General features: G+C 66.4%; 26 protein-coding genes. 3 read left to right on the top strand and 23 right to left on the bottom strand.

Annotated elements, in window-relative coordinates:
- The first annotated feature begins 3 nt into the window (after positions 1–3).
- Positions 4–432, top strand: a complete 429-nt coding sequence (locus ASF81_RS05965; protein ID WP_055806957.1) for a very short patch repair endonuclease — start codon at positions 4–6, stop codon at positions 430–432.
- Here the strand turns inward: ASF81_RS05965 and ASF81_RS05960 are convergent.
- The 5 genes from ASF81_RS05960 to ASF81_RS05940 form a co-directional block, all read right to left on the bottom strand.
- On the bottom strand, positions 408–2,294 hold the full coding sequence (locus tag ASF81_RS05960; RefSeq protein ID WP_055806225.1) for an ATP-binding protein: 1,887 nt from the start codon (positions 2,292–2,294) through the stop codon (positions 408–410). The genes ASF81_RS05965 and ASF81_RS05960 overlap by 25 nt on opposite strands.
- Positions 2,295–2,364: 70 nt before the next feature.
- Positions 2,365–3,411, bottom strand: coding sequence for a quinone-dependent dihydroorotate dehydrogenase (locus tag ASF81_RS05955; protein WP_055806222.1), 1,047 nt, complete (start codon positions 3,409–3,411; stop codon positions 2,365–2,367).
- On the bottom strand, positions 3,408–3,752 hold the full coding sequence (locus tag ASF81_RS05950; RefSeq protein ID WP_055806217.1) for a DUF952 domain-containing protein: 345 nt from the start codon (positions 3,750–3,752) through the stop codon (positions 3,408–3,410). Before ASF81_RS05950 ends, ASF81_RS05955 begins: the two co-directional genes overlap by 4 nt.
- The gene (locus tag ASF81_RS05945; RefSeq protein ID WP_055806953.1) at positions 3,749–4,258 is read right to left on the bottom strand and encodes a histidine phosphatase family protein; all 510 of its coding nucleotides are present in this window, start codon (positions 4,256–4,258) and stop codon (positions 3,749–3,751) included. Before ASF81_RS05945 ends, ASF81_RS05950 begins: the two co-directional genes overlap by 4 nt.
- A gap of 60 nt (positions 4,259–4,318) precedes the next feature.
- The gene (locus ASF81_RS05940; protein ID WP_055806214.1) at positions 4,319–5,062 is read right to left on the bottom strand and encodes a class I SAM-dependent methyltransferase; all 744 of its coding nucleotides are present in this window, start codon (positions 5,060–5,062) and stop codon (positions 4,319–4,321) included.
- 46 nt (positions 5,063–5,108) lie between these two features.
- On the opposite strand from ASF81_RS05940, the gene gloB reads away from it, so the two are divergent.
- Positions 5,109–5,837, top strand: a complete 729-nt coding sequence (gloB, locus tag ASF81_RS05935; protein ID WP_055806211.1) for a hydroxyacylglutathione hydrolase — start codon at positions 5,109–5,111, stop codon at positions 5,835–5,837.
- Here gloB and ASF81_RS05930 read toward each other — a convergent pair.
- The 7 genes from ASF81_RS05930 to ASF81_RS05900 all read right to left on the bottom strand — a co-directional run bounded on the left by ASF81_RS05930 (position 5,834) and on the right by ASF81_RS05900 (position 11,600).
- Positions 5,834–6,550, bottom strand: a complete 717-nt coding sequence (locus ASF81_RS05930) for a DUF4908 domain-containing protein (RefSeq protein ID WP_235559262.1) — start codon at positions 6,548–6,550, stop codon at positions 5,834–5,836. The two genes, gloB and ASF81_RS05930, sit on opposite strands and share 4 nt — an antisense overlap.
- A 100-nt stretch (positions 6,551–6,650) precedes the next feature.
- A complete protein-coding gene (phbB, locus tag ASF81_RS05925; RefSeq protein WP_055806205.1) occupies positions 6,651–7,376 on the bottom strand; it encodes an acetoacetyl-CoA reductase in 726 nt (241 codons plus the stop codon).
- Between the two features lie 144 nt (positions 7,377–7,520).
- On the bottom strand, positions 7,521–8,582 hold the full coding sequence (locus tag ASF81_RS05920) for an NAD(P)-dependent alcohol dehydrogenase (RefSeq protein ID WP_055806202.1): 1,062 nt from the start codon (positions 8,580–8,582) through the stop codon (positions 7,521–7,523).
- A gap of 77 nt (positions 8,583–8,659) precedes the next feature.
- A complete protein-coding gene (locus ASF81_RS05915) occupies positions 8,660–9,409 on the bottom strand; it encodes a DUF72 domain-containing protein (protein WP_055806199.1) in 750 nt (249 codons plus the stop codon).
- Complete coding sequence (locus ASF81_RS05910; RefSeq protein WP_055806195.1) at positions 9,406–9,723, bottom strand: type II toxin-antitoxin system RelE/ParE family toxin; 318 nt, start codon at positions 9,721–9,723, stop codon at positions 9,406–9,408. Before ASF81_RS05910 ends, ASF81_RS05915 begins: the two co-directional genes overlap by 4 nt.
- A complete protein-coding gene (locus tag ASF81_RS05905) occupies positions 9,720–9,974 on the bottom strand; it encodes a type II toxin-antitoxin system ParD family antitoxin (protein ID WP_055806191.1) in 255 nt (84 codons plus the stop codon). The genes ASF81_RS05910 and ASF81_RS05905 overlap by 4 nt, the downstream gene beginning before the upstream one ends.
- Before the next feature lie 54 nt (positions 9,975–10,028).
- The gene (locus tag ASF81_RS05900) at positions 10,029–11,600 is read right to left on the bottom strand and encodes an ATP-binding protein (RefSeq protein WP_055806188.1); all 1,572 of its coding nucleotides are present in this window, start codon (positions 11,598–11,600) and stop codon (positions 10,029–10,031) included.
- A gap of 112 nt (positions 11,601–11,712) precedes the next feature.
- On the opposite strand from ASF81_RS05900, the gene ASF81_RS05895 reads away from it, so the two are divergent.
- Positions 11,713–12,450 carry a hypothetical protein gene (locus tag ASF81_RS05895; protein WP_055806185.1) on the top strand — a complete coding sequence of 246 codons (738 nt, stop codon included), beginning with the start codon at positions 11,713–11,715 and terminating at the stop codon, positions 12,448–12,450.
- On the opposite strand, the gene ASF81_RS05890 is transcribed toward ASF81_RS05895, so the two are convergent.
- The 11 genes from ASF81_RS05890 to ASF81_RS05840 all read right to left on the bottom strand — a co-directional run bounded on the left by ASF81_RS05890 (position 12,447) and on the right by ASF81_RS05840 (position 21,855).
- Positions 12,447–13,808 (bottom strand): glutamate--cysteine ligase, encoded by a 1,362-nt coding sequence (locus ASF81_RS05890; RefSeq protein ID WP_055806183.1) that lies wholly within the window; start codon positions 13,806–13,808, stop codon positions 12,447–12,449. The two genes, ASF81_RS05895 and ASF81_RS05890, sit on opposite strands and share 4 nt — an antisense overlap.
- A gap of 134 nt (positions 13,809–13,942) precedes the next feature.
- Positions 13,943–14,674, bottom strand: coding sequence for a 16S rRNA (uracil(1498)-N(3))-methyltransferase (locus ASF81_RS05885; RefSeq protein ID WP_055806179.1), 732 nt, complete (start codon positions 14,672–14,674; stop codon positions 13,943–13,945).
- Positions 14,671–14,931 (bottom strand): Txe/YoeB family addiction module toxin, encoded by a 261-nt coding sequence (locus ASF81_RS05880; RefSeq protein ID WP_039244790.1) that lies wholly within the window; start codon positions 14,929–14,931, stop codon positions 14,671–14,673. Before ASF81_RS05880 ends, ASF81_RS05885 begins: the two co-directional genes overlap by 4 nt.
- Complete coding sequence (locus tag ASF81_RS05875; RefSeq protein WP_235559251.1) at positions 14,928–15,176, bottom strand: type II toxin-antitoxin system Phd/YefM family antitoxin; 249 nt, start codon at positions 15,174–15,176, stop codon at positions 14,928–14,930. Before ASF81_RS05875 ends, ASF81_RS05880 begins: the two co-directional genes overlap by 4 nt.
- 52 nt (positions 15,177–15,228) lie before the next feature.
- Positions 15,229–16,392, bottom strand: coding sequence for an acyl-CoA dehydrogenase family protein (locus ASF81_RS05870; RefSeq protein WP_055806174.1), 1,164 nt, complete (start codon positions 16,390–16,392; stop codon positions 15,229–15,231).
- Positions 16,393–16,488: 96 nt separating this feature from the next.
- Positions 16,489–18,273, bottom strand: coding sequence for an acyl-CoA dehydrogenase C-terminal domain-containing protein (locus tag ASF81_RS05865; protein ID WP_055806171.1), 1,785 nt, complete (start codon positions 18,271–18,273; stop codon positions 16,489–16,491).
- A gap of 3 nt (positions 18,274–18,276) precedes the next feature.
- The gene (locus tag ASF81_RS05860) at positions 18,277–18,759 is read right to left on the bottom strand and encodes a MerR family DNA-binding transcriptional regulator (protein ID WP_055806167.1); all 483 of its coding nucleotides are present in this window, start codon (positions 18,757–18,759) and stop codon (positions 18,277–18,279) included.
- A 175-nt stretch (positions 18,760–18,934) separates the two neighbouring features.
- Complete coding sequence (locus tag ASF81_RS05855; protein ID WP_055806164.1) at positions 18,935–19,351, bottom strand: DoxX family protein; 417 nt, start codon at positions 19,349–19,351, stop codon at positions 18,935–18,937.
- 209 nt (positions 19,352–19,560) lie between these two features.
- A complete protein-coding gene (locus ASF81_RS05850) occupies positions 19,561–19,779 on the bottom strand; it encodes a helix-turn-helix transcriptional regulator (protein ID WP_039244779.1) in 219 nt (72 codons plus the stop codon).
- A 12-nt stretch (positions 19,780–19,791) separates the two neighbouring features.
- A complete protein-coding gene (locus tag ASF81_RS05845; protein ID WP_055754022.1) occupies positions 19,792–20,319 on the bottom strand; it encodes a DUF2975 domain-containing protein in 528 nt (175 codons plus the stop codon).
- A 123-nt stretch (positions 20,320–20,442) separates the two neighbouring features.
- Complete coding sequence (locus tag ASF81_RS05840) at positions 20,443–21,855, bottom strand: protein adenylyltransferase SelO (protein WP_055806161.1); 1,413 nt, start codon at positions 21,853–21,855, stop codon at positions 20,443–20,445.
- Between the last annotated feature and the right edge of the window lie 215 nt (positions 21,856–22,070).

Here is a 22,070-nt window from a genome sequence, read left to right as displayed (position 1 = left end):
ATGATGACGGATGTGTTCAGCCCGGAGAAGCGCAGCGCCGTGATGCGTCGCGTGAAGGGGCGGGATACGTCGCCCGAACTGGCCGTGCGCAGGATCCTGCGTGCGGCCGGGATCGGCTATCGGCTGGGCGGCATGGCTCTGCCGGGCCGCCCGGATGTGGTGATGAAGGGCCGCAAGGTCGCCCTGTTCGTCCACGGCTGCTTTTGGCACGGCCATGATTGCCCGCGCGGCGCGCGTCAGCCCAAGACCAACGCTGATTACTGGATCGCCAAGATCAGCCGAAACCGCATGCGCGACGCCGCCGCCGTGACGGCGCTGGAGGCGTCTGGTTGGCGCGTGGTCGTCGTCTGGGAATGCGAGATGCGACAGGCCGATTTCCCTGCGCGCCTGATCGCGACCGTTCGGGGTCAGGCGGCCTCGGTCGCGGCCTGAGCGGCGGTGTCGTTCAGGACGTGCTGCAAGGCGCCGATCAGGGCGGGCGGCGTCAGGGGCTTGGAGACGAAATAGGCCATGCCGGCCGCCTGACAGGCCGCGACGTCCTCGGGCGCGGTGTCGGCGGTGACGGCGACGACCGGGGTGGCGGCGTTGGGTCCGCCGCCGGCGCGCAGGCGACGCGTCGTCTCTCTCCCGTCCAGCTCGGGCATCCGGACATCCATGAAGATGACGTCGAACACCGCCTCCTGACAGCGCTCCAGCGCGATCATGCCGTCGGCAGCGGTCGTGATCTCGCAGCCCAGCGGCTGAAGGATCAGCTGCACCGCGCGGCGGTTGATGTCGTGATCGTCAACGACCAGCAGGCGCAGCGGCTGATCTTCGGCCTCGTCGGCGGTCGCAGGTGTCGCAGCGACCGGCTCGGGCTCAGGCGCGGGCGAAGGGGCGACGGACGCGGGCTGGGCCGCGAGCGCGACCGAGGGCGTCAGCGAGCGGGCGATGTCCAGACGGCTTTCATCGACAACCTCGACGATCTGCGTCGCCTCGTCGCCGCGCGGCAGGATCAGGGAGACGGTGAAGCGCGAGCCCTGACCCGGCGCGCTGCGGACCGTCAGTCGGCCGCCCATCAGGTCGATCAGATTGCGGCTGATCGCCAGCCCCAGGCCCGAGCCGCCATAGCGGGCGGAGACGCCGTCGGCGGTCTGATCGAACGGGGTGAACAGGCGGGCCAGCTGATCGGTCGTCATGCCCGGACCCGTGTCTACGATCTCGAACAGCAGGGCGTAGCCAGACGGCTCCTCGGGCCAGGCCTGGACGCGCAGGGTGATCTGGCCCTGCTCGGTGAACTTCATGGCGTTGGACATCAGGTTGTTCAGCACCTGACGGATGCGCATGACGTCGCCCTTGACGTGGCGCGGCATGGCCGAGGCGCCCTCGATGCGCAGCTTCAGCCCTTTGGCGTCGGCGACGCCGCGCCACAGCATCAGGGTCTGGGCCAGCATTTGCCGCAGGTCGAAATCCTTGGCCTCGACCGTCATCCGCCCGGCGCCGATCCGGGTGTGGTCGAGTAAGTCGTCCAGCAGGGCCTTCATCATGAGGCCGGCGTCGGTGATCAGATTGGCGCTGTTGCGCGACTGGGCGTCGGGCGTACGCAGCTCTGCGGCGCCCGCCAGGATCGCGCCGATCGGGGTGCGCAGGTCATGACCGATGGCGGCCAGGAAGGTGGTGTGGTCGGCCAGGCTGCGCTCGGCCCTGAGGCGGGATTCCTCAGCCAGGGCATGGGCGCGAATGACGGTGACGCTGGCCTCGACCATGCGCTGACCGGTGATGGCGACATAGAAGGTGAACAGCACCACGGCCGCTGCGGCCGACATGACCAGCGGGCCGGGGGCGTGCAGCGCATAGACAAAGAAGGGGGTCGCCAGCAGGAAGCCGACTTGGGGCGTGAGGCCGGCGATCATCACAGCCTGGCATCGGGTGGCGTTCACGATCGCCGTCAGCATGACCGCGGTCAGCATCAGGACCGCACAGACGCCGCCAAACGCGCCGCCGATCCACCAGAGAACCAGGGAAAGCGAGGAGAAGACCGTCGAATTGGCGAAGACGACGGCCAGGATCGCCAGCTTGCGGCCCGTGGAAAGCTCGTCGGGACTTTTCAGGATCGGTCGATAGACGACTACCTCCATGGCCTGGACCGCCATATACAGCACGACCCAGCCGAGGGTGAAACGCACCCCGACCATCGGGGTCACGACCAGGGCGACAGCCGCCGCCGCCACGACCCGTTGCACCGCGGCGCCCGAGCGTTGGCGAACGGCGGCGGTCCAGCTGCTTTCGGCGATATCGACGGCGGTCGATTTCATTCAGGCTCTCGAATGACGAACGCAGATCGCTCGCATCGATCACCCTAGACCGATCGACACTAACGCTCCGTCAACGGGGCGCGCCCACCGCCTCGGCTGCTGTGGAAAAGCCGTCGGCGCGCAGGCGGGCGGCCAAGTCACGCTTGATGCGGGCGACCAGGCCGGGACCCTCGTAGATCAGCGCGGAATAGATCTGGACAGCCGAAGCGCCCAGGCGGATGCGGGCATAGGCCTCGGCGCCGCTGTCGATGCCGCCGACGGCGATCAGAGGCAGCCGGCCGCTCGCCGCCTCGGCCGCCGCGCGCAGGGCCTTTTCCGCAAAGGGACGGATGGGCGTGCCGGACAGGCCGCCGGTCTCGTGGGCGTCCGGTGAGTGCAGGGTCTCGGGCCGCTCCAGCGTGGTATTGGACACGATCAGGCCGTCGATCCGGTGGGCCAGCGACGCCTCGACGATCATGCCGATCTCGTCGGCGATCAGGTCGGGCGCGATCTTCAGAAAGACCGGCACGCGGTCGGGGCCGATTGTGGGTCGGGCGGCGTCGATGCGGGCCAACAGGTCGTCCAACTGTTCGCGACCCTGAAGCGCGCGCAGGCCCGGCGTATTGGGCGAGGAGATGTTGACGGTGAAGTAGGCGGAGCGGCCGGCGAGGCGTTGCAGACCGGCGACATAGTCAGCCGCCTTGTCCTCGGTGTCCTTGTTGGCCCCCAGATTTGCGCCGACGACGACGCCCGTCGGGCGCTGGTCCAGCCGCTCGGCGAAGGCGTCGAGCCCGGCGTTGTTGAACCCCATCCGGTTGATGATCGCCCGGTCCTCGCTGAGGCGGAACAGGCGCGGCTTGGGATTGCCGGGCTGGGGCCGGGGCGTGACCGAGCCGCACTCGACGAAGCCGAAGCCGAGGCGCGACAGGCCGCGCAGGGCCTCGCCGTTCTTGTCCAGACCCGCCGCCAGACCGACCGGATTGGGCAGGTCCAGCCCCGCCAGCCGTGTTCTCAGGATTGGATCGTCGGCGGGCGGAGCGGGCAGGGGGGCGAGCGCCAGCCCCTTGATCGCCATTTGGTGCGCCTGTTCCGGGTCCAGCCGACGCAGCAGGGCTGCGCCGAGATCAGTCAGGCTCATGCGTCGTCCTCGAACGCCATCTCGCCGTCGGCCGTGACCGAGAAGGCGCGCGAGGCCGTGACGGCTCCGACGGGCAGGGGGGCGTAGAGATGCGGGAACAGATCGCCGCCGCGCGACGGCTCCCAGATCAGGTCGTCGCCGAACCCGCTGAGATCGACGGTCAGCAGCAGCAGGTCGCCGCGCCCGGCGAAATGCCGCCGTGCAGTTTCGGCCAGTTGCGCCGCTGTCGACATGTGGATGTAGCCGTCGGCCAGATCGACCGGCGCGCCGTCGTATCGGCCCTCGGCGACGGCGGCGCGCCATTCGGCGGCGTCGATGATCTTGTAGGCGACGTCTGTCATGCGGATGGCGCGCCTAGCGACCGCGGCGTCAGGAAGCCTTCGTAGGTGCAGCGCCCCGCGACATCGACGCTGAACAGGGCGGCGGCGCCGGTCGGGAAGCCGGCCGACAGCTTATCCACCACGGCCGGCGAGGCGGCGCTTTCGATCAGATATTCGGCGGCCAGGACATGGACGCCCGGATTGTGGGCCAGGATCAGCAGGCAGCCGGCCTCGTCCTCGCTGGCCTCGACGAAGCGGCGGATTACGTCGGAGGGGGCGTTGTGAAGGGCGTCCTCGTCGCGGACTTCCACATCGCCGAACGCGTCGTACATCTGCTCCCAGGTCTGGCGGGTGCGCGCGGCGGTGGAAACCAGCGCCAGGTCCGGCTTCAGGCCCCGCTCGGCCAGGGCGCGCCCCATCAGCAGAGCCTCGGCGCGACCGGCGACGGACAGGGGGCGGGCCTCGTCGCCGCCGGAGGGGGCGGAAGCTTCGGCCTGGGCGTGCCGCATCAGGATCAGTCGGTGCATGGCCTTCGCCATAAGGCGGTTTCGCCCGCCCCGCCAGATGGGGCGGCGGTCAACTCCCCGTCAGTCGCGATGTTCGCCCCGCGAAGAGACGGAGGCGGCCGGCTGGGGCGCCAAGACCGGGGCGGCGACGCGCTGGGCATGGCCGCTGGGCCGGATGCGGGCGTAGCTGTGGCGCGAGGCCTCCAGCAGGATCAGCCCGGCGGTTCCGGGAAACACCCGACGCCCGACCTGTTCAAACCCTTCGGCCAGCGGCAGCATCGGTCCCCAAGGCGGTACATAAAGCGTCTGGGACCAGGCCATCGGCTCCAGCCCGACATCGCGCACCAGCCGTTCCAACTGGCGCCGGGTGAAGGGTCGGCCATGACCAAAGGGGGTGTTGTCCGCCCGCGCCCACAGGCCGCCGCGCGCCGCCGCCGCCAGGATGATGCGTCCGGTCGGCGACAGCGCGCGCACCGCTTCCATCAGCAAGGCGGCGGGATCGTCGGCCTCTTCCAGGGCGTGGACCAGCAGGATGCGGTCGAACGATCCGGCGGGGAAGGGCAGGCGGCGATCATCCACCAGCAGGGTGCGGTTGCGCCCCACCGTCGGCCAGTGCTCGACCCCCTGGCCGCCCGGCATGGCCGCGACCACGCGCCGGGCGCCGACGAAGGCGTCCAGCCACGGCGTCGCATATCCGACGCCCAGCACGTCGCAGTCGGCCGCCTCGCCCCAGGCGTCGTCCAGCCGCCGCGCCACCAGCCGTCGCGCCAGCGCCCCGGTCGGCTCGCCGTAGAAGGTTCGAAGCTCGTCGATGCTGCGCCGCATGGCCCCACTATAGGCCTGTCGGCGGCCCTGCTGCTAGGATGGGCGCATGACCCTGGATGTGCATCTGTTTCCCTGCCGCGCCGACAACTACGGCTTCCTGATCCGCGACGCCGCGACGGGTGTGGTCGCGGCGGTCGATACGCCGGATGCAGCGCGCATTCTTGAGGAGCTGGAAGGCCTGGGCTGGGGGCGGCTGGACCTGATCCTGAACACCCACTGGCACCCCGATCACACCGAGGGCAATGCGCGGCTGAAGGCCGACTGGGCTTGCGAAATCGTCGGGCCGGAAGAGGTGCGCAAGGTCGCCCCACTGGACCGCGTGGTCGCTGACGGCGATCTGGTGATGGTGGGCGAGACGCGGTTCGAGGTGACGGAAACGCCCGGCCACACCCTCGGCCATGTGGTGTTTCATGCGCCGGCGGACGATCTGGCCTTTACTGGCGACACCCTGTTCGCCCTGGGCTGCGGCCGGTTGTTCGAGGGCACGCCCGAGCAGATGTTCGAGAGCCTGCAGCGGCTGAAGGCCTGGCCCGACCAGACCGTGATCTGGTGCGCGCACGAATATACGGCGTCGAACGCCCGCTTCACCCTGAGCTTGGATGACCGGCCAGAGACCGCCGCCCATGCCGAGGCGATCTTCGCGGCGCGCGCGCGGGGCGAACCGACCGTGCCGACGACGCTGGGGCTGGAGAAGCGGTTCAATCCGTTCCTGACCGCGACGGATGCGGATCAGTTCGCCGCGCGCCGGGCGGCCAAGGACAGCTTCCAGGGCTAGCGGTTCAGGGCGTCCCCGCCCACGACCCGCACGATCCGGGCCGAAGACGGGCGGCCGGCGATGCCGGCGTCGGCGTCGATGACGATCCGCAGCGTGCCCTGGACCAGGCTGACCCCGGGACGTCCCTGATCCGACACGACGACGCGGCGCACCCGCTCGACCTGGGCGCGCAGGTTGGAGGACCGCGCCATGCGCACGATGGCGTCGCTGGCGGCCGAGACGGTGTCGGCGGCGACCTGTTCCGAGCCGGGCTGAATGTCCACGTCGATGACGATCAGCCGGCCCATCGCCTGGCTGGCGCGGTAGCTCTGGCGCATGAAATAGTCGACCAGCTGGGCGCCGGTCATGGCCGCGCTGGCCAAGCCCTGCGCCTCGCCGACGCGCGAGGCGGGCGAGCCTTGCGGAGCGGTGGTCGTGTAAAGGGTGATCGCGCCGTCGGGCGTGACGCGCAGCACCTGATCGCCATTGTCGTTGCGATAGATGATGTCGCCGCGCGGCGCGGGCGTGGGCCGCAAGACCCAGACCTCGGTCGAGCGTTCCAGCCGCATCAGAGGCCGCGATCCGGAGGTGTCCAGAATGAACCCTTGGCCGCTGCTGCTGACGTAGCGGGCGGTCGGCGGCACGGTCCGACGCGACTGGGCCTGGCTTTCGGACGGGACGACCACAGGCGCGACGACGCCCACGCCAATGACCGCGATGGCGGCGACCGCCATCACGGTCACGCGTGGCGATTTTTTCGCCCTGACCGATCCCAACAACTTCATGACAGACTTGATGAAACCCGCGCGCGGCGGATTTTGGGCGAAGCCCGCCTCAACCCACCAGGTACTGACCGCCGTTCAGCGACAGTGTGCAGCCTGTGACATATCCGGCACGCTCGCCCACCAGCCAGGACACCATGTCGGCGATCTCTTCGCCCTTGCCCAGGCGGCCGACGGGGATGTGGCTGATGATGCCTTCCAGCACCTTGGGGTCCATGGCGCCGACCATTTCGGTGTCGATATAGCCGGGCGCGATGCAGTTCACGGTCACGCCCTTGCGCGCATTCTCCAGAGCCAGCGCCTTGGTGAAGCCGATCATCCCGGCCTTGGCGGCGGAATAATTGGTCTGGCCGATCTGACCCTTCTGACCGTTGATCGAGGAAATGTTGACGATGCGCCCGTGGCCTCGGTCGCGCATGCCGTTGATGACCTGGCGCGTCATGTTGAAGACGCTGTCCATGTTGACGCGGATGACGTCGGACCACTGGTCGTGGCTCATCTTGTGGAAGAAGCCGTCGCGGGTGATGCCGGCGTTGTTGACCAGGATGTCGATGGGGCCGAGTTGGTCCTCGACCTCCTTCACCGCGCGGGCGCAGTCGTCGAAGCTGCCGACGTTGCCCTTGACCACCATGACGTCCAGCGAATCCGCAATGGCCTTGGCCGCCTCGTCGTTGCCGGAATAGCCGGCGGCGACCTTGAAGCCGTCCTCATGCAGGCGCTGAACGATCGCCTTGCCGATGCCCCGGGTCCCGCCCGTCACGAAAGCTACGCGCGCCATATCGTCTCCTGTCCCTGTGCAGACCCTTCAGAAGGCCTTGTCGCGGTTCAGGATTAACGTGCGAGCGCTAGCGCGCAAGGCGAGAATCTGACGCGACGGAAGTTTCATGCCTCCGTCGCGTTTCGTTGATCTTCGTCCCGGCGATCAGGCGGCCAGCTTTTCCATATCGATGACGAAGCGATAGCGGACGTCGGATTTCAGCATCCGCTCATAGGCGTCGTTGATCTGGTCCGGGGCGATGGTCTCGATGTCGCAGGCGATGCCGTGCTCGGCGCAGAAGTCCAGCATCTCCTGCGTTTCGCGAATGCCGCCGATCAGCGAGCCGGCGATGCGGCGACGACGCCACAGCAGCGGCAGGGCGAAGACCGGCAGGCCCTCGGTCGTCAGGCCCAGCATGATCATGGTGCCGTCGCGGGCCAGAAGCTGGACGTGGCTGGCGATCTCGTGCGTGGCCGAGACGGTGTTGATGATCAGGTCGAACTTCTCGGCCGCCGCCTTCATCGCATCCTTGTCGGAGTTGATCAGGAAGTGTTTGGCGCCCATCCGCTCGGCGTCGGCCTTCTTGCGGTCCGAGGTGGACAGCACGGTGACTTCCGCCCCCATGGCCGCCGCCAGCTTGACGGCCATATGGCCCAGACCGCCCAGGCCGATGACCGCGACCTTGGAGCCAGGCCCCACGCCCCACTCCTTCAGCGGCGAATAGGTGGTGATGCCGGCGCACAGCAGGGGGGCGGCGACGTCCAGCGCCAGGCTGTCGGGGATGGACAGGACGAAATGCTGATCGACGGTGATGTGGTCGGAATAGCCGCCCTGGGTGATGGCTTCCGACGTGCCGCCCTTCTTGTCCTTGCCGCCGTAGGTGCCGGTGAAGCCGGGGATGCAATATTGTTCGACGCCTTCCTGGCAGGAGGCGCATTCACGGCAGCTGTCGACCATGCAGCCGACGCCGACGCGGTCGCCTTCCTTGAAGCGGGTGACGTTCGTTCCGACCGCCTTGACCACGCCCGCGATCTCGTGACCCGGCACCAAGGGGAAGGCCGTGCCGCCCGTCTCGCCGCGCGCGGCGTGAAGGTCAGAGTGGCAGACGCCGCAGTATTTGATATCGATCAGCACATCGTCCGGGCCCGGATCACGACGCTCGAAGCTGTAGGGCGTCAGCGGCTTGTCGGCGGCGGTCGCGGCGAAGGCGCGTGTGGCGATCGGCATGGGAATAGTCCTTCAGGCTTTGCATTGAGCCGGCCTCAGATGTGGGGACGGCTGCGGGTCCGCAAGCGTACGGACCGCTATTTCAGCTTGGCGATCAGCGCCTGAGCCGCCGCAGGGTTCCGCACCTTCGCGCCCGAGATGAAATAGGCGAAGACCTCGCCGCGCTTAGCCCAGGCTTTCGCCTGATCCGCCACCGCCTCCAGCTCGGCCGCCGTCATGCCGGTCGGCTCGTCCTCGCGGCTGGACATAAGCCGCGCGTAGCTGAAATCGGCGGTCGCCTCGTCGATCTGGGGCCAGGTCGGCTCCTCATCATCTACCGCATAGACGATGGCCGCGCCGAATTTGCGGGCCAGTTCATAGAATTGTTCGGTGGCGAAGGTCGGGTTGCGAACCTCCAGCGCGTGCCGCAGCCGCACTCCGTCCTTCTCCTTGGGTAACAGCTTCAGGAACCCCTCGAAGTCTTCGGCATCGAACTTCTTGGTCCCCATAAACTGCCAATTGATCGGGCCCAGCTTTTCGCCCAGCTCGGTCAGGCCCTGGCTCAGGAACTTGTCGAAGCTGTCGGCGCCTTCGGACAGCACCTTGCGATTGGTGCAATAGCGGCTGGCCTTGACCGAAAAGACGAAGCCGTCCGGCGTCTCGTCGCGCCATTTGCGCCAGCTGTCGGGCTTAAAGGTCGAATAATAGGTGCCGTTGATCTCGATCGAGGTTAGTTTCGACGCCGCATATTCCAACTCGCGCTTCTGAACCAACCCTTCGGGGTAAAAGACCCCGCGCCACGGCTCAAACGTCCAGCCGCCGATGCCAACATGGATGGAATGGGTCATGGTTCGCTCCGTTCGTCGCTGCCGTGAGGATCGCCTTTCCAATCCTCGTGTCCATGACGAACCCGCAAGATGAGGACGCCGTCCGGTTCCTGATCATAGATTATCACATGGGCCTTGAAGGCGAACGCTCGCACGGGCGGATCGTATTCCAAACGCAGTCGAGCTATGCCGGGAGAAGCCGCCAACCGCTGAAACAAGGCGTTCAGTTCGTCCTGATAGCGATCGGCCTGTCCCGGACCGAACTGGTCGTGACCCTGGATGTAGATGGCGACGAGATCCTCGCTCGCCTCCTTCGACAACCGATAGCCGCTCATCCTGCTTTGCGTCGCGCGGCGATGCGTAACAGGGCCTCGGCGCGAATATCCGCCATGGTCATCTCGCTGATCCCGCTGGCCCGGCCTTCATCGATCAGGCGCTGCATGTTGGCGATCTTCTCGGCCTTGACCTGCTCGCGGCGGATCAGGTCGCGCACCACGTCCGACGTGTTGGCGTAGCGCCCGGATTTCGCCTGTTCCTCGACCCAGGCCTTCATGGGATCGGGCAGGGAAATGTTCATCGTCGCCATGGTCGGCCTCCTCTCAAGGAGAATGGGCGCATGGCAAACTTTGTCAACATCGGATCAGGGCGCAGTCGCCGCCTGGATGCCGGCCAGCAGGCTGGCGGCGGTGATGGGTTTGGGGACGTGCAGGTCGGCGCCGGCGTCGCGCGCCTGGTCGCGGTGCTCGCTCATGGCGTTGGCGCTCAGCATGATGATCGGCGTACGGTCCTGATCGGGACGGGCGGCCTCGACCTGACGAATGACGCGGGTGGCGGTCAGGCCGTCCATGCCCGGCATCTGCATGTCCATCAGGATCAGGTCGAAGGTCTCGGACTGGAAGGCGGCCAGGGCCTGTTCGCCATCCGCGACGGTGACGACCTGCATGGCGTGCGCCGCCAGGATCAACTGCACGACCCGCTGGTTGACAGGGTGATCCTCGGCCAGCAGCACGCGCAGCGGCGACAGAGCGCGGTCGGCCTCGGCCGCACGCGCGCGTCGTTGCGCATCGTGTTCGGTCGGTGAGGCGGCGCGCGTCAGCGGGATCTCGACGGTGAACCAGCTGCCGACGCCCGGCGTGGAGGCGGCGGCAATCCGCCCGCCCATCAGTTCGACCAGCGAACGACAGATCGACAGGCCCAGTCCCGTGCCGCCGAACCGACGCGTGATGGTACTGTCGGCCTGGCTGAACCGATCGAACAGACGGGCCGCGTGGTCGGAAGAGAAGCCGACGCCCGTATCCTCAACCCGCAGCGTCAACTGGGTCAGGCCGTCGGAGTCCTCGTCCACCGCAATGGCGACGCCGACCGAGCCCTGATGGGTGAACTTGATGGCGTTGGACAGCAGATTGTCGAGCACCTGACGGATGCGGGTGCTGTCGCCGACGAACATGCCGCGCGCATCGGCGTCGCGGCGGATGTCGAAAGTCAGTCCCTTGGCTTCGGCCTTCAAACGCATGACGTCCAGCGGGGCGGCGACGGCCTCGTCCAGATCGAAGAGCCGGCTTTCCAGGTCCAGATGCCCGGCCTCGATCTTGGACACATCCAGAATGTCGGACACCAGCCGTTCCAGCGTTACGCCGGAGCTTGCGATAAGGGCCACCATCTCAGCCTGCTCGGGCGTCAACTCGGTGCGCGACAGGGCGTCGACGATCCCGATCACGCCGTTCAAGGGCGTGCGGATCTCGTGGCTCATATTGGCCAAGAACTCGGACTTCGCGGCATTGGCGGCCTCGGCGGCGGCGGTCGCTTCGCGCAGGGCCAGCTCTGCCGCGACCTTTTCGGTCACGTCGCGGGCGATGCCATAGATGCGGTCGCCCTGACGATGGGCGCGCCATTCGACGGTGACGTAATGACCAGCCTTGTGGCGATAGCGGTTGACCTGACCCAGGACTGGATCGCCCGGCCGCCGGTTTTCGACCTCGACGATGCTCCGGCGGGTGGCGGCGTGGTCGTCCGGGTGGATCAGGCGCAGCAGGCCCTGACCCTCGATCTCGTCGGGGCGATAGCCCAGCATGGTGAACCAGGAGGCGCTGGCCTTGACCACGCGCCCATCCAGCTCGCGCACCACCAGCAGATCCAGCGACACATCGAAGAAGGTGTCCAGATCCACATCGGCTGTGGGGAAGGCCAGGGCCGCAACGGGCGAACAGGTCATTGCGCACTCTCTCGAACTGAGACCCATGTTACGGCGCATCGGTTAAGCTCGCCTTTGCAAAGGATCGAAAAGAGCCCATGGCGTCGTGCGCCGTGTCGGTTAGTAACAACTCATGATCTTGCTTCTCGCCGCGATCGCCATGCTCCAATCCCCGCTATCAGGGGACGGAATTGAACCCCTGACCCTGGCCGAGGATCGAGCCTGCACGGACGACGGGGCTCAGTGCGTCGGTCTGACGCAGCAGACGCGAGACGGCGAGCCGGTCTTCACCCCGGTCGTCCGAGCGCCTGACGCCTTGCCGGCCGCGCCGCGAGAGGCGTCGGGCGAGGTGGAAAATTACAAGCCTTGGGCTGGCCTGATCCGGCTGGCGGACGGCGGGTTTCTGGCCGGGGTCGAGATGGAGAGCCGCAGCATCTATTCCGGCGGCGGCGGGCAGGCGACGGAGTTGCGGCTCTATCGGCTGGATGCGGACGGCGAGGCCGGCGCCGCGCCTGTGCTGACCGTGCCGATCCAGGGTTCGCTGATGATCCGCGCCTGTTTCAGCGAGGAGGACATGACCCAGCGCGCCGGCGCCTGTCACGACGAATACAGTTTCGCTGCAACCCTGACCGCGAGCGACGCGGCGGATGCAATGCCGGTCCTGACCTATGAGACGACGGCGACGGCCTATCCGCGCGGCGCCTCGCGATCCGAAGATTCGCTGGAGAAGCCGCCGCTGAAGCCTGCCGACCTGATCGCCGCGCGCGATCCAGAATGTAGCTTTATCCGTCGGTTCACCTTCGACGCCAAGGCCGGCGAATACAAACCGGACAGCCCGCTGCCCGACTGCTCGGACTACACCGTCCCCTAATAGGCGAAGTCGGCGTAGATGCGCTTCACGTCGCCCTGCCAGGCGCCGTGATACAGGTCCAACAGGCGCTCAGCCGGCGTGATCCCGCTGTCGGCGATGTCTTCCAGTTCCGACAGATAGCCGCGCTCGTCCACCATGCCGCCCGAAAATTTGGCGCGGTTCTTCAGCCCCTGTTTGGCGATGTTCACCAGATCGACGGCGATGTCGCGCACCGATCGGCCCGCCACCTCGGCCTTCAGACCCAGGCGCGTCACGTCGCGGCGCAGGCGCTCGTGGTCGGCGATGTCCCAATCCTTGACCAAGTCCCAGGCGGCGGCCAGCGACGGCGCGTCGTACAGAACCCCGGCCCACAGGGCGGGCAGGGCGCAGATTCGGCTCCACGGCCCGCCGTCGGCTCCGCGCATCTCCAGATAGGCCTTCAGCCGCACCTCGGGGAAGAGGGTGGTCAGGTGGTCGTTCCAGTCCTTGAGGGTCGGATACTCGCCAGGCAGGGCGGGCAGTTTGCCGGCCTGGAAATCGCGGAACGACTGGCCCGAGGCGTCGACATAATGGCCGTCGCGCTTGGCGAAATACATCGGCGTGTCTAGCGCATAGTCGGCGTAGCGCTCGAAGCCGAACCCCTCCTCGAACACGAAGCCCAGCATGCCGGTGCGGTCGGCGTCGGTGTCGGTCCAGACGTTGGCGCGGGCCGACAGGAACCCGTTAGGCCGTCCCTCGGTGAAGGGTGAGCAGGCGAACAGGGCGGTGGCGATGGGTTGCAGCGCCAAGGAGGTGCGGAACTTCATCACCATGTCGGCTTCGGAATCGAAGTCTAGGTTCGCCTGGATGGTGCAGGTGCGCAGCATCATGTCCAGGCCCAGGGTGCCGACCTTGGGCATATAGGCGCGCATGATGTCGTAGCGGCCCTTGGGCATGACCGGCACCTGTTCGCGCGTCCACAGCGGGTCGAAGCCGGCGCCCAGGAAGCCGACGCCGATCTGGTCGGCGACCTGCTTGACCTCCATCAGGTGCTGGCCTGTCTCGTTGCAGATGTCGTGGATGGTCAGAAGCGGCGCGCCCGACAGTTCGAACTGACCGCCCGGCTCCAGGCTGACGGAGGCGACGAAGCCTTCGCTGTTCCTGCGCTCCAGTCCGATCAGAAAGCCGTTTTCCTCGACGGGCGACCAGCCGAAGCGTTGCAGCCCCTCCAGCATGGCCTTGATGCCGTTCGGGCCGTCATAGGCGGGGCGGGCCAGGGTAGTCTTGTCGAAGCCGAACTTCTCGTGCTCGGCGCCGATGCGCCACTGGTCCTTGGGCTTGATCCCCTTGGACATGGCCTCAATGAGGTCGGTCCGGGTCAGCGGCGCGTTGTCGGTCATGCGTCAGTCCCCTGCGGGCGCATCGTAAGCGACCGTGTGTCGCGGCTAGATGGGCAAGATTGCGGCAAGGCTCAAGAGGGCTTTCGTCTTTCCCTGACGCTCGTCGCGCGTCGGCTCGTGCCTGAGGGGCGGACTTATCGTTCCCAATCACCGACGGCCGCCTGCCACAGGGTCATGGCGGCGATGGCGGCGGTGTCGGCGCGCAGGATGCGCGGGCCCAGCGACACGGCGGTGGTGAAGGGCAGGGACCGCAGCCGCTCGCCCTCTTCCGGCGAGAACCCGCCCTCCGGACCGATCAGGATGGACCATTTTTGCTCTTGGGCACCCGCGCCTGCCGCCGCCAGCGCCGATATCGCCGGCGCGCCGCCGGTCTCGTCGCAGAACATCAGCCGGCGTCCGGTCTCCCAGCCATCCAGTAGGGCGTCCAGCTTGATCGGATCATCGACGGCGGGCACGTCCATCCGCCCGGTCTGTTCGGCGGCTTCCTCGGCGATGGCGTCCAGCCGGTCCAGGCGGATGCGGTCGGCGTTGGTGCGTTTTGTCAGAACCAGCCGCACCCGGCGCGCGCCCAGCTCGGCGGCCTTCTCCACAATGGTCTCGACGCGCGCCTTCTTCACCACCGCCACGATCAGTTCCAGGTCGGGACCGAAGGTCTGGGGTCGCACCTGTTCCTCGGCGCGCAGGATCACGCCCTTCTTCAGCACTTCCGCGACCGTACAGCGCCACTCCCCGTCGCGCCCGTTGAACACCAGCAGATCGTCCCCGGCCTTCAGCCGCATGACCTGGGTCAAATAGCGGGACTGGTCCAGCGTGGGCGCGACGGGGGCGGCGGCGGCAAGCGGCGATGTGACGTAAAGGCGGATCATCGGTCGTAGTGATAGCGGCATTGGGCGATCAAAAGCGCATCGTCCGTCACGCGATAGACGAGCCGATGTTCCTGGTCGATGCGTCGCGACCACCATCCCGCAAAATCGCCCTTCAACGGTTCTGGCTTTCCAGTCCCGGAAAAAGGCGTCCGCTGGCATTCCATGATCAGCCGATTGAGCTTTCGCAGCATCTTTCGATCATGGTCTTGCCAGTGAAGGTAATCCTCCCACCCGTAGGTCTGGAAGGTCAGCTTCATTCTTCGATAAGTTCGCGAACCTGACCGCCGCCCGCATCGAGTTCGGCGATCGCCTCACGCAGCCGCGCGGCGTTCGCCGGGCTGCGCAGTAGATACTCCGTCTCCTGCCAGGAGGCGAAGTCCTCCAACGACATCAGCACCGCCGCCGGCTTACCGCCCTCGCGCGTGATGATCGTGTAGTCATGATCCGCCGTCACCCGGTCGATGGCCGCGGCGAGGTTCTTGCGGAGTTCGGTGACGGACATCGCATTCATGGCCCAAATGTACAGAATCCTGTACATTTGGGCAAGCGGGCTGTCAGAGCGTCCGCGCGATCAGCAGTTTCATGATCTCGTTCGTGCCGCCGTAGATGCGCTGGACGCGGGCGTCCTTGTAAAGCTGGGCGATCGGATATTCGTTCATATAGCCATAGCCGCCGTGGAGCTGGAGCATCTCGTCGATGGTCTCGCCCTGGATGTCTGTGACCCAGTATTTGGCCATGGAGGCGGTGGCGGCGTCGAGTTTACCCTGCAGATGCAGGCCGATGCAGTGGTCGGTGAAGACCTTGGCGACGGTCAGCTTGGTCTTGACCTCGGCCAGTTTGAACTGGGTATTCTGGAAGTCGATGACGCGTTTGCCGAACGCCTTGCGCTCCTTGACGTAGGCCAGCGTCGCCTCAAGGCCGCGCTCGGCTGCGGCGACGCCCTGGACGGCGATGTTCAGGCGCTCCTGGGGCAGTTGCTGCATCAGCTGAACGAAGCCCTGGCCTTCCGTCCCGCCGATGATGTTGTCGCCGGGGACCTTCACGTCGTTGAAGAACAGCTCGGAGGTGTCGTTGGCCTCCATGCCGATCTTGTGCAGATTGCGACCACGCTCGAACCCTTCCGCGCCATCGGTCTCGACCACGATCAGCGAGGTGCCCTTGGCGCCCTCGGCCGGATCGGTCTTGGCGACCACGATCAGGAAGTTGGCCAGCTGGCCGTTGGTGATGAAGGTCTTGGATCCGTTGACGACATAGCCGTTGCCCGACTTGACCGCCGTGGTCTTGACGCCTTGCAGGTCCGAGCCGGCGCCGGGCTCGGTCATGGCGATGGCGCCGACCAGTTCGCCCGATTGCAGGCGCGGCAGCCAGCGCTGCTTCTGCTCCTCGGTGCCGTAATGCCAGATGTAGGGCATGACGATCGCATTGTGCAGCGAAATGCCGAAGTGGTCCGCGCCCTTCCAGCCTAGCTGACGCATCAAGACGACCTCGTGCCGATAGTCGCCGCCGAAGCCGCCGTCCTCTTCCGGCAGCGACAGGCCCAGCAGACCCGCCTCGCCGGCGTCGTTCCACAGCTGACGCGGCACCGAGGAGTCGGCGATCCATTGCTGGACCTTCTCGAGCGGCGCGTGTTCGTCGATCCATTTGCCGACGCTGTCGGAGAAGAGGGTGATCTCTTCTTCACGCATGAAATCGGGATCGGGGCTGCCCAGCACGTTCATCGGTTTCGTCCCTGAGGTTCGCGGGCTTTTGCCCGTCTGGTCGGTAAGAAAAACGGGCCGGCGAGATCGCCGACCCGTTTCGTCGTCAGTCTGAGATCAGAACGCCTCGGCCGGCATGGCCATCAGCACGTCGGCGCCGGTCTTCATCTTCTTCAGATGGGCTTCGGCGTCGGGCAGGATGCGCTCGACGAAGTAGCGGCCGGTCTGAAGCTTGGCGGCGTAGTAGGGGTCGGTCGAACCGGCCTCGACCTGGGCTTGAGCCACCTTGGCCATCTGCGCCCACATATAGGCCAGAGCCGTCAGGCCGAAGACGTTCAGATAGTCGGTCGATGCGGCGCCGGCGTTGTCCGGATTGGCCATGCCGTTTTGCATCAGCCACATGGTGCCGTCCTGCAGCTTGGCCTTGGCGTCGGCCAGGCCTTCGACGAAGGGCTTGATCGCTTCATTGCCGCTGGTCTCGGCGACAAAGGCGTCGATCTCGCCGAACCAGGTCATGATGGCGCGACCGCCGTTGGCGGGCAGTTTGCGGCCGACCAGGTCCAGCGCCTGGATGCCGTTGGTGCCCTCGTAGATCATAGTGATGCGGGCGTCGCGCAGGTACTGCGAGGCGGTGAAGTGTTCGGTGTAGCCCGAACCGCCATGCACCTGCATGCCCAGCGAGGCGACGTGGAAGCCCTTGTCGGTCAGATAGGCTTTCAGCACTGGTGTTAGCAGGCCCATGTAATCCTTGGCCTTCTGGGCCACGGCCGCATCCTCGGACTTCTCCAGGTCGGCGTGAAGCGCGGTCCACAGGATGAAGGCCTGGCCGCCTTCGACGAAGGCCTTGGACTCCAGCAGCATGCGGCGCACGTCGGGGTGGACCATGATGCTGTCGGCGGGGCCGTCCGGGTTCTTCGGTCCGGTCAGCGAACGGCCTTGCAGGCGGTCCTTGGCGAACTCGACGGCGGCCTGATAGGCGGCGGTGCCGATGGCCAGACCTTGCAGGCCGGTGCCGAGGCGGGCCTCGTTCATCACGACGAACATATTGTTCATGCCGCGGCCTTCTTCGCCGATCAGCCAGCCCTTGGCGCCGTCGTACTGCATGACGGCGGTGGCGTTGCCGTGGATGCCCATCTTGTGCTCGAGGCCGGCGCATTCCAGGCTGTTGCGCTCGCCCAGCGAACCGTCCTCATTGACCAGGAACTTGGGCACGACGAACAGCGACAGGCCCTTGATGCCCGGAACCGCGCCTTCGACGCGGGCCAGCACCGTGTGGATGATGTTGTCGGCGAAATCGTGCTCGCCCGCCGAGATCCAGATCTTCTGGCCGGTGATCGAATAGGAGCCGTCGCCGTTCGGCACGGCCTTGGTGCGGACCATGCCCAGGTCCGTGCCGCACTGCGGCTCGGTCAGGTTCATCGTGCCCGACCATTCGCCGGTCGCCATCTTGGGCAGGTATTTCTGCTTCAGCTCTTCGGACGCATTGGCGTGGATGCCGGCATAGGCGCCGGCCGTCAGGCCCGGATACATCGAAAAGGCGGCCGAGGCGCCGGCCGTCATCTGACCGAAAGCCGAGGCCACCACGCTGGGCATGCCCTGACCGCCGTAAGCCGGGTCGGCGGCCAGCGCCATCCAGCCGGCTTCCGACATGGCCTTGTAGGCCTCCTTCCAGCCCTTGGGTCCCGTCACCACGCCGCCCTCGGCCCAGTGACAGCCTTCCTTGTCGCCCGGATTGTTGATCGGGGCGATGACCTCGTCGGCGAACTTGGCGCCTTCTTCCAGGATCTGGCTGACCAGATCCGAAGAGACGTCCTGGAAGCCCGGCTGGTTGGTGTAGCGGTCGATCTCCAGCACTTCATTCAGGATGAAGGTGAAGTCGCGGACAGGCGCCTTGTAGGCCATGGATTACGCTCTTGCTTTGAAGGGGTGGTGGTGGTCGTGGTTGAGACGCGCGCGCAGCAGCTTCTCGTAGTCTTCGGCGCCCGGCAGCAGGTCGGGGCGGTGTTCGGACAGTTTGGATTCCATCCAGGCGCAGGCCTGTTCGGCCGTCTCGATGGCGCCTTCGATGTCTTCCAGCTGCTGTTTCAGCGCCGCGATCTGGGCGCGGTGCCGCACCAGGGCCACGGCCATCTGGTGGACGTTGTGATCCTTCTGATCATAGAGGTCCATCATGTCCTGGATCTCCTGAAGGGTGAAGCCGATGCGGCGGCCCCTCAGGATCAGTTTCAGCCGGGCGCGGTCGCGCGCGTCATAGACGCGGGTCTGGCCCTTGCGCGCGGGCGTCAGCAGGCCCTTGTCTTCATAGAATCGAAGGGCGCGCGCCGTGGCGCCGAACTCGCGGCACAGCTGGCGAATGGAATAGGTGCGGTGGTCGTCGGCGGTGCCCATACGCCTTCATAACTTGACGTGCGCGTAAAGGGAAGAGGCTTACGCGCACGTAAGGGTAAGCTTTTATCTCTTGCTGACGATCAGGCATGAAAAAGCCCGGAGCCTGGGGGGAGGCTCCGGGCGCAAACGCCGGACTGCAGGGGGGGAGAGGGGTCCGGCGTTCGATCTCTTTCAATCAGGCCCTGCGGCGACCCAGCAGCACCGGGACGGTGATGGCCAGCAGGACGGCGTTGACCGCCGCCAGTCCGAAGTCCTGGCTCAGCGCGTGGATCGTCATCATGGTCGCTTCCATGACGATCAGGCCGACCGCCGCCGTCAGCAGCAGGGGGCGACCCACTCGCCACGAGATCAGCGGGCTCAGCACGCCCATGGCCAGAACGATCTCGACCACGCCAAGGCCGCGCACCATGTTCTCGGGCGCGACGGCGGGCCAGCCCATCAGATTTATCAGGTTGGTCATCGGCTCGGTCAGCTTGGCGTAGCCGGCGGCGATGAAGAACATCGCGATCCAGCCCTGCAGCGTCCAAAGGGCGATGTTGGCGTAGGCGGCGCGGTTGCGCGACGGCGCGGTGGTGAAGGTCGAGGTGGTCATCGGGGAGGACGCCTGAAGGTCATGAACGGCTGCGATCCGGCCCGGGGCGTTCCCCGAGAAGCCGTTCGCTGACGCCTATATAGCGGCGCTTCAGAGCGTTGTCATCATGCGATGACATCAACTGATGACATCAGCTGATGACTTTCTGTTACGGGCCGGGGGCATTGGGCCGATTCCCAATGCCCCACAAGCATTTGCGACGCGCGATTTCAGTCTTCCGGCTGCGGTCCCGGCGTCTGGACGATCAGGTCGCCGGGTTGGCAATCCAGTTCGCGACACAGGGCGTCCAGGGTCGAGAAGCGCACCGCGCGGGCCTTGCCGGTCTTCAGGATCGACAGATTGGCCAGGGTGACGCCGACGCGGTCGGACAGTTCGGTCAGGGACATCCGGCGTTCGAGCAGCAGCCGGTCCAGTTGGATCATGATCATGGCGCGCGCTCCTCAGACCGTGGTCAGCTGTTCGTCGCGCATGGCCGACCCCTGCCGGAACACCTCGGCCAGGATGAAGACCACCAGAATGCCCAGCCAGGATCCAAGGTCGAAGTCGTAGTCGGACGGTGACTGGCCGATGCTCTGTGGGGCGACGAAGACCAGCAGCAGCGCCGTCAGCTGAATGCCGATCAGGCCAAGACCCACGCCCTGCAGCCGTTTGACGTTGGCGAACTCGAAGGCGTCGCCCTGATTGACCGACAGCAGGATGCGTCGCAACCGGTTGATGATCCACCAGGTGAAACCGCAGGCCATCGCCGCGCCGAGGAAGGTCAGGCGACCTGTCCATTGCAGGGTGTTGCTCGGATCCGCGCTCGCGCCCTTCAGCCCGTCGATCAGGCCTGCGCCGAAGCTGGGTACGATCAGGGTGAACAGGAAGACCAGGATCGTCGCGACAGCGCCGATCATCACGAACACATTGACGAAGCCCAGCAGCCAGCGCAGGGCGCTGGCGACGGAATATTTGCCGATCATCTTCATCTCGAAAGCCCTACCGTTCGGGTCGCCCTCCGCGACCGCCTTGGTGACTATCGATATGGATTTATCGATAAACGGGCAAGAAGATTATCGATAAACGAGATGAAGCTTTCGTAAGGTTCGGCTTCAGGCGGTGAAGCCCCAGGCCAGACGCGCCGCCTCCAGCCGATCCAGCTTGGCCTGGAAGGGCGTCCAGTCGTCGGCGTCGGCGACGGCGGCCCAGATCGCCTCGACCTCGTCGATCAGCATCTCTTCCGGTTCGCGCGCGGCGAACATCGGATGCTCCAGCCGTTCGATCCGGTCCGGTTCGTGGTCCATCAACGCAAAGCGGAATGCGTCGAAGGCCTCGCCCTGATACCGTTTCGCGCGCGGTCCCGACAGGGCGCGGGCCGAGGAGGCGAAGCCGCCGAACCAGTCGAAGAACAGCGGCTCCCAACGCAGGGCCGCGCCGCCCTCACGCAACAGGGCCAGCGTCGTATCGACCAGCCGCTGATCCGCCGCCTCGCCCAGGCTGTGGACGCCCAGCCGCATCAGGAAGGCGGCGCGCAGTTCGCGGATATAGGCGGGACCGAAGCCGTTCAGCGCATCGGTCAACGGCTCGACCTCGGCGACCAGTTTCAGGCACCCGGCAAGCTGCGTCAGGTTCCAGAACACGGCCTCGGGCTGACGCGCGAAGGCGTACAGGCCCGTCTGGTCGAAATAGGCGGCGATGAAGGCCGGGTCGTATTCGGGCAGGAACCGCCAGGGGCCGTAGTCGAAGCTCTCGCCGGTGACGTTCAGATTGTCGGTGTTCAGAACCCCGTGCACGAAGCCCGCCGCGATCCACCGCGCCGTCAGTTTCGCCGAGGCCTCGACGACCGCCTGCAGCAGGCCGGGCGCATCGCCGGCGGCGACGTCCGGATGATACAGGCTGCGCACATGTTCGATCAGCGCCTCGATCTGGTCCTTGCGCCCCAGATAGGCCGCGCGCTGGAAGGTCCCGAACCGCACATGGCTATGCGACAGCCGCACCAGAACGGCGGACCGCGTCGGCGACGGCTCGTCTCCGCGCTCCAGCGCCTCGCCGGTCTCGATCAGCGAAAAGGCGCGGCTGGTCGGGACGCCTTGCGCCTCCAGCATCGTCGCCGCCAGAACCTCGCGCACCCCGCCCTTCAGCGTCAGCCGCCCATCCCCGCCGCGCGACCAGGGCGTCTGGCCGGTGCCCTTCGTTCCCAAATCCATCAGCCGACCCGAGGCGTCGCGCATCTGCGCCGCCAGGAACCCCCGCCCATCGCCCAAATCCGGATTGTAGTGCCGGAATTGATGCCCGTGATAGCGCATGGCGATCGAACCGGGCTGCCCCGGCAGGGGCTCGAACCGCCCGAACGCCGCGATCCATTCCGCCTCGCTCAGCCCCTCCAGCCCGACCTCGGCGGCCGCGCGGTCGTTGCGAAACCGCAGGATCGTCTTCGGAAAGTCCGCGGCCTGAACCGCATCGGCATAGTCCGCGCCCAAATCGAAGAAGCGCGGTTCGGGGCGATAGTCGGGAGAGACGGGCATGGCAGGCTAGGTGCGTGTCCAAGGAGAGGAGCGCAACCGCGCGCACGTCTTTCTTTCGTGATCCCCCAGTTTCGCTCTGCTCGCCGCACGATCACTAAGGGGTGGGGCCAGCCATCCTATTCGCCTGAGGTCAGTCTAATGTTTTCAATCTTCTCTCGCTCGCCGGCATCTTCTTCCTGCCCACGCTTCCAAGCCGTGCGATCCTGTCTCGGTTC

The sequence above is a fragment of the Brevundimonas sp. Leaf168 genome (assembly GCF_001423685.1).
Lineage (GTDB): Bacteria > Pseudomonadota > Alphaproteobacteria > Caulobacterales > Caulobacteraceae > Brevundimonas > Brevundimonas vesicularis_C.
Note: the sequence above shows the minus strand (reverse complement) of the source record. Positions and strands in the feature narration are given on the sequence as shown.

Coding starts and splice junctions, on each gene's coding strand:
- ASF81_RS05885 (WP_055806179.1), bottom strand. CDS start 14,674: ATGATCCGCCTTTACGTCACATCGCCGCTTGCCGCCGCCGCCCCCGTC.
- ASF81_RS05840 (WP_055806161.1), bottom strand. CDS start 21,855: ATGCCCGTCTCTCCCGACTATCGCCCCGAACCGCGCTTCTTCGATTTG.
- ASF81_RS05880 (WP_039244790.1), bottom strand. CDS start 14,931: ATGAAGCTGACCTTCCAGACCTACGGGTGGGAGGATTACCTTCACTGG.
- ASF81_RS05950 (WP_055806217.1), bottom strand. CDS start 3,752: ATGACAGACGTCGCCTACAAGATCATCGACGCCGCCGAATGGCGCGCC.
- ASF81_RS05960 (WP_055806225.1), bottom strand. CDS start 2,294: ATGAAATCGACCGCCGTCGATATCGCCGAAAGCAGCTGGACCGCCGCC.
- ASF81_RS05940 (WP_055806214.1), bottom strand. CDS start 5,062: ATGCGGCGCAGCATCGACGAGCTTCGAACCTTCTACGGCGAGCCGACC.
- ASF81_RS05915 (WP_055806199.1), bottom strand. CDS start 9,409: ATGACCCATTCCATCCATGTTGGCATCGGCGGCTGGACGTTTGAGCCG.
- ASF81_RS05920 (WP_055806202.1), bottom strand. CDS start 8,582: ATGCCGATCGCCACACGCGCCTTCGCCGCGACCGCCGCCGACAAGCCG.
- ASF81_RS05860 (WP_055806167.1), bottom strand. CDS start 18,759: ATGGGCACCGCCGACGACCACCGCACCTATTCCATTCGCCAGCTGTGC.
- ASF81_RS05910 (WP_055806195.1), bottom strand. CDS start 9,723: ATGAGCGGCTATCGGTTGTCGAAGGAGGCGAGCGAGGATCTCGTCGCC.
- ASF81_RS05845 (WP_055754022.1), bottom strand. CDS start 20,319: ATGAAGATGATCGGCAAATATTCCGTCGCCAGCGCCCTGCGCTGGCTG.
- ASF81_RS05930 (WP_235559262.1), bottom strand. CDS start 6,550: ATGGCGGTCGCCGCCATCGCGGTCATTGGCGTGGGCGTCGTCGCGCCT.
- ASF81_RS05955 (WP_055806222.1), bottom strand. CDS start 3,411: ATGAGCCTGACTGATCTCGGCGCAGCCCTGCTGCGTCGGCTGGACCCG.
- ASF81_RS05855 (WP_055806164.1), bottom strand. CDS start 19,351: ATGACCACCTCGACCTTCACCACCGCGCCGTCGCGCAACCGCGCCGCC.
- ASF81_RS05965 (WP_055806957.1), top strand. CDS start 4: ATGACGGATGTGTTCAGCCCGGAGAAGCGCAGCGCCGTGATGCGTCGC.
- ASF81_RS05865 (WP_055806171.1), bottom strand. CDS start 18,273: ATGGCCTACAAGGCGCCTGTCCGCGACTTCACCTTCATCCTGAATGAA.
- ASF81_RS05945 (WP_055806953.1), bottom strand. CDS start 4,258: ATGCACCGACTGATCCTGATGCGGCACGCCCAGGCCGAAGCTTCCGCC.
- ASF81_RS05870 (WP_055806174.1), bottom strand. CDS start 16,392: ATGAACGTGCTGGGCAGCCCCGATCCCGATTTCATGCGTGAAGAAGAG.
- gloB (WP_055806211.1), top strand. CDS start 5,109: ATGACCCTGGATGTGCATCTGTTTCCCTGCCGCGCCGACAACTACGGC.
- phbB (WP_055806205.1), bottom strand. CDS start 7,376: ATGGCGCGCGTAGCTTTCGTGACGGGCGGGACCCGGGGCATCGGCAAG.
- ASF81_RS05890 (WP_055806183.1), bottom strand. CDS start 13,808: ATGACCGACAACGCGCCGCTGACCCGGACCGACCTCATTGAGGCCATG.
- ASF81_RS05900 (WP_055806188.1), bottom strand. CDS start 11,600: ATGACCTGTTCGCCCGTTGCGGCCCTGGCCTTCCCCACAGCCGATGTG.
- ASF81_RS05905 (WP_055806191.1), bottom strand. CDS start 9,974: ATGGCGACGATGAACATTTCCCTGCCCGATCCCATGAAGGCCTGGGTC.
- ASF81_RS05850 (WP_039244779.1), bottom strand. CDS start 19,779: ATGATCATGATCCAACTGGACCGGCTGCTGCTCGAACGCCGGATGTCC.
- ASF81_RS05895 (WP_055806185.1), top strand. CDS start 11,713: ATGATCTTGCTTCTCGCCGCGATCGCCATGCTCCAATCCCCGCTATCA.
- ASF81_RS05875 (WP_235559251.1), bottom strand. CDS start 15,176: ATGTCCGTCACCGAACTCCGCAAGAACCTCGCCGCGGCCATCGACCGG.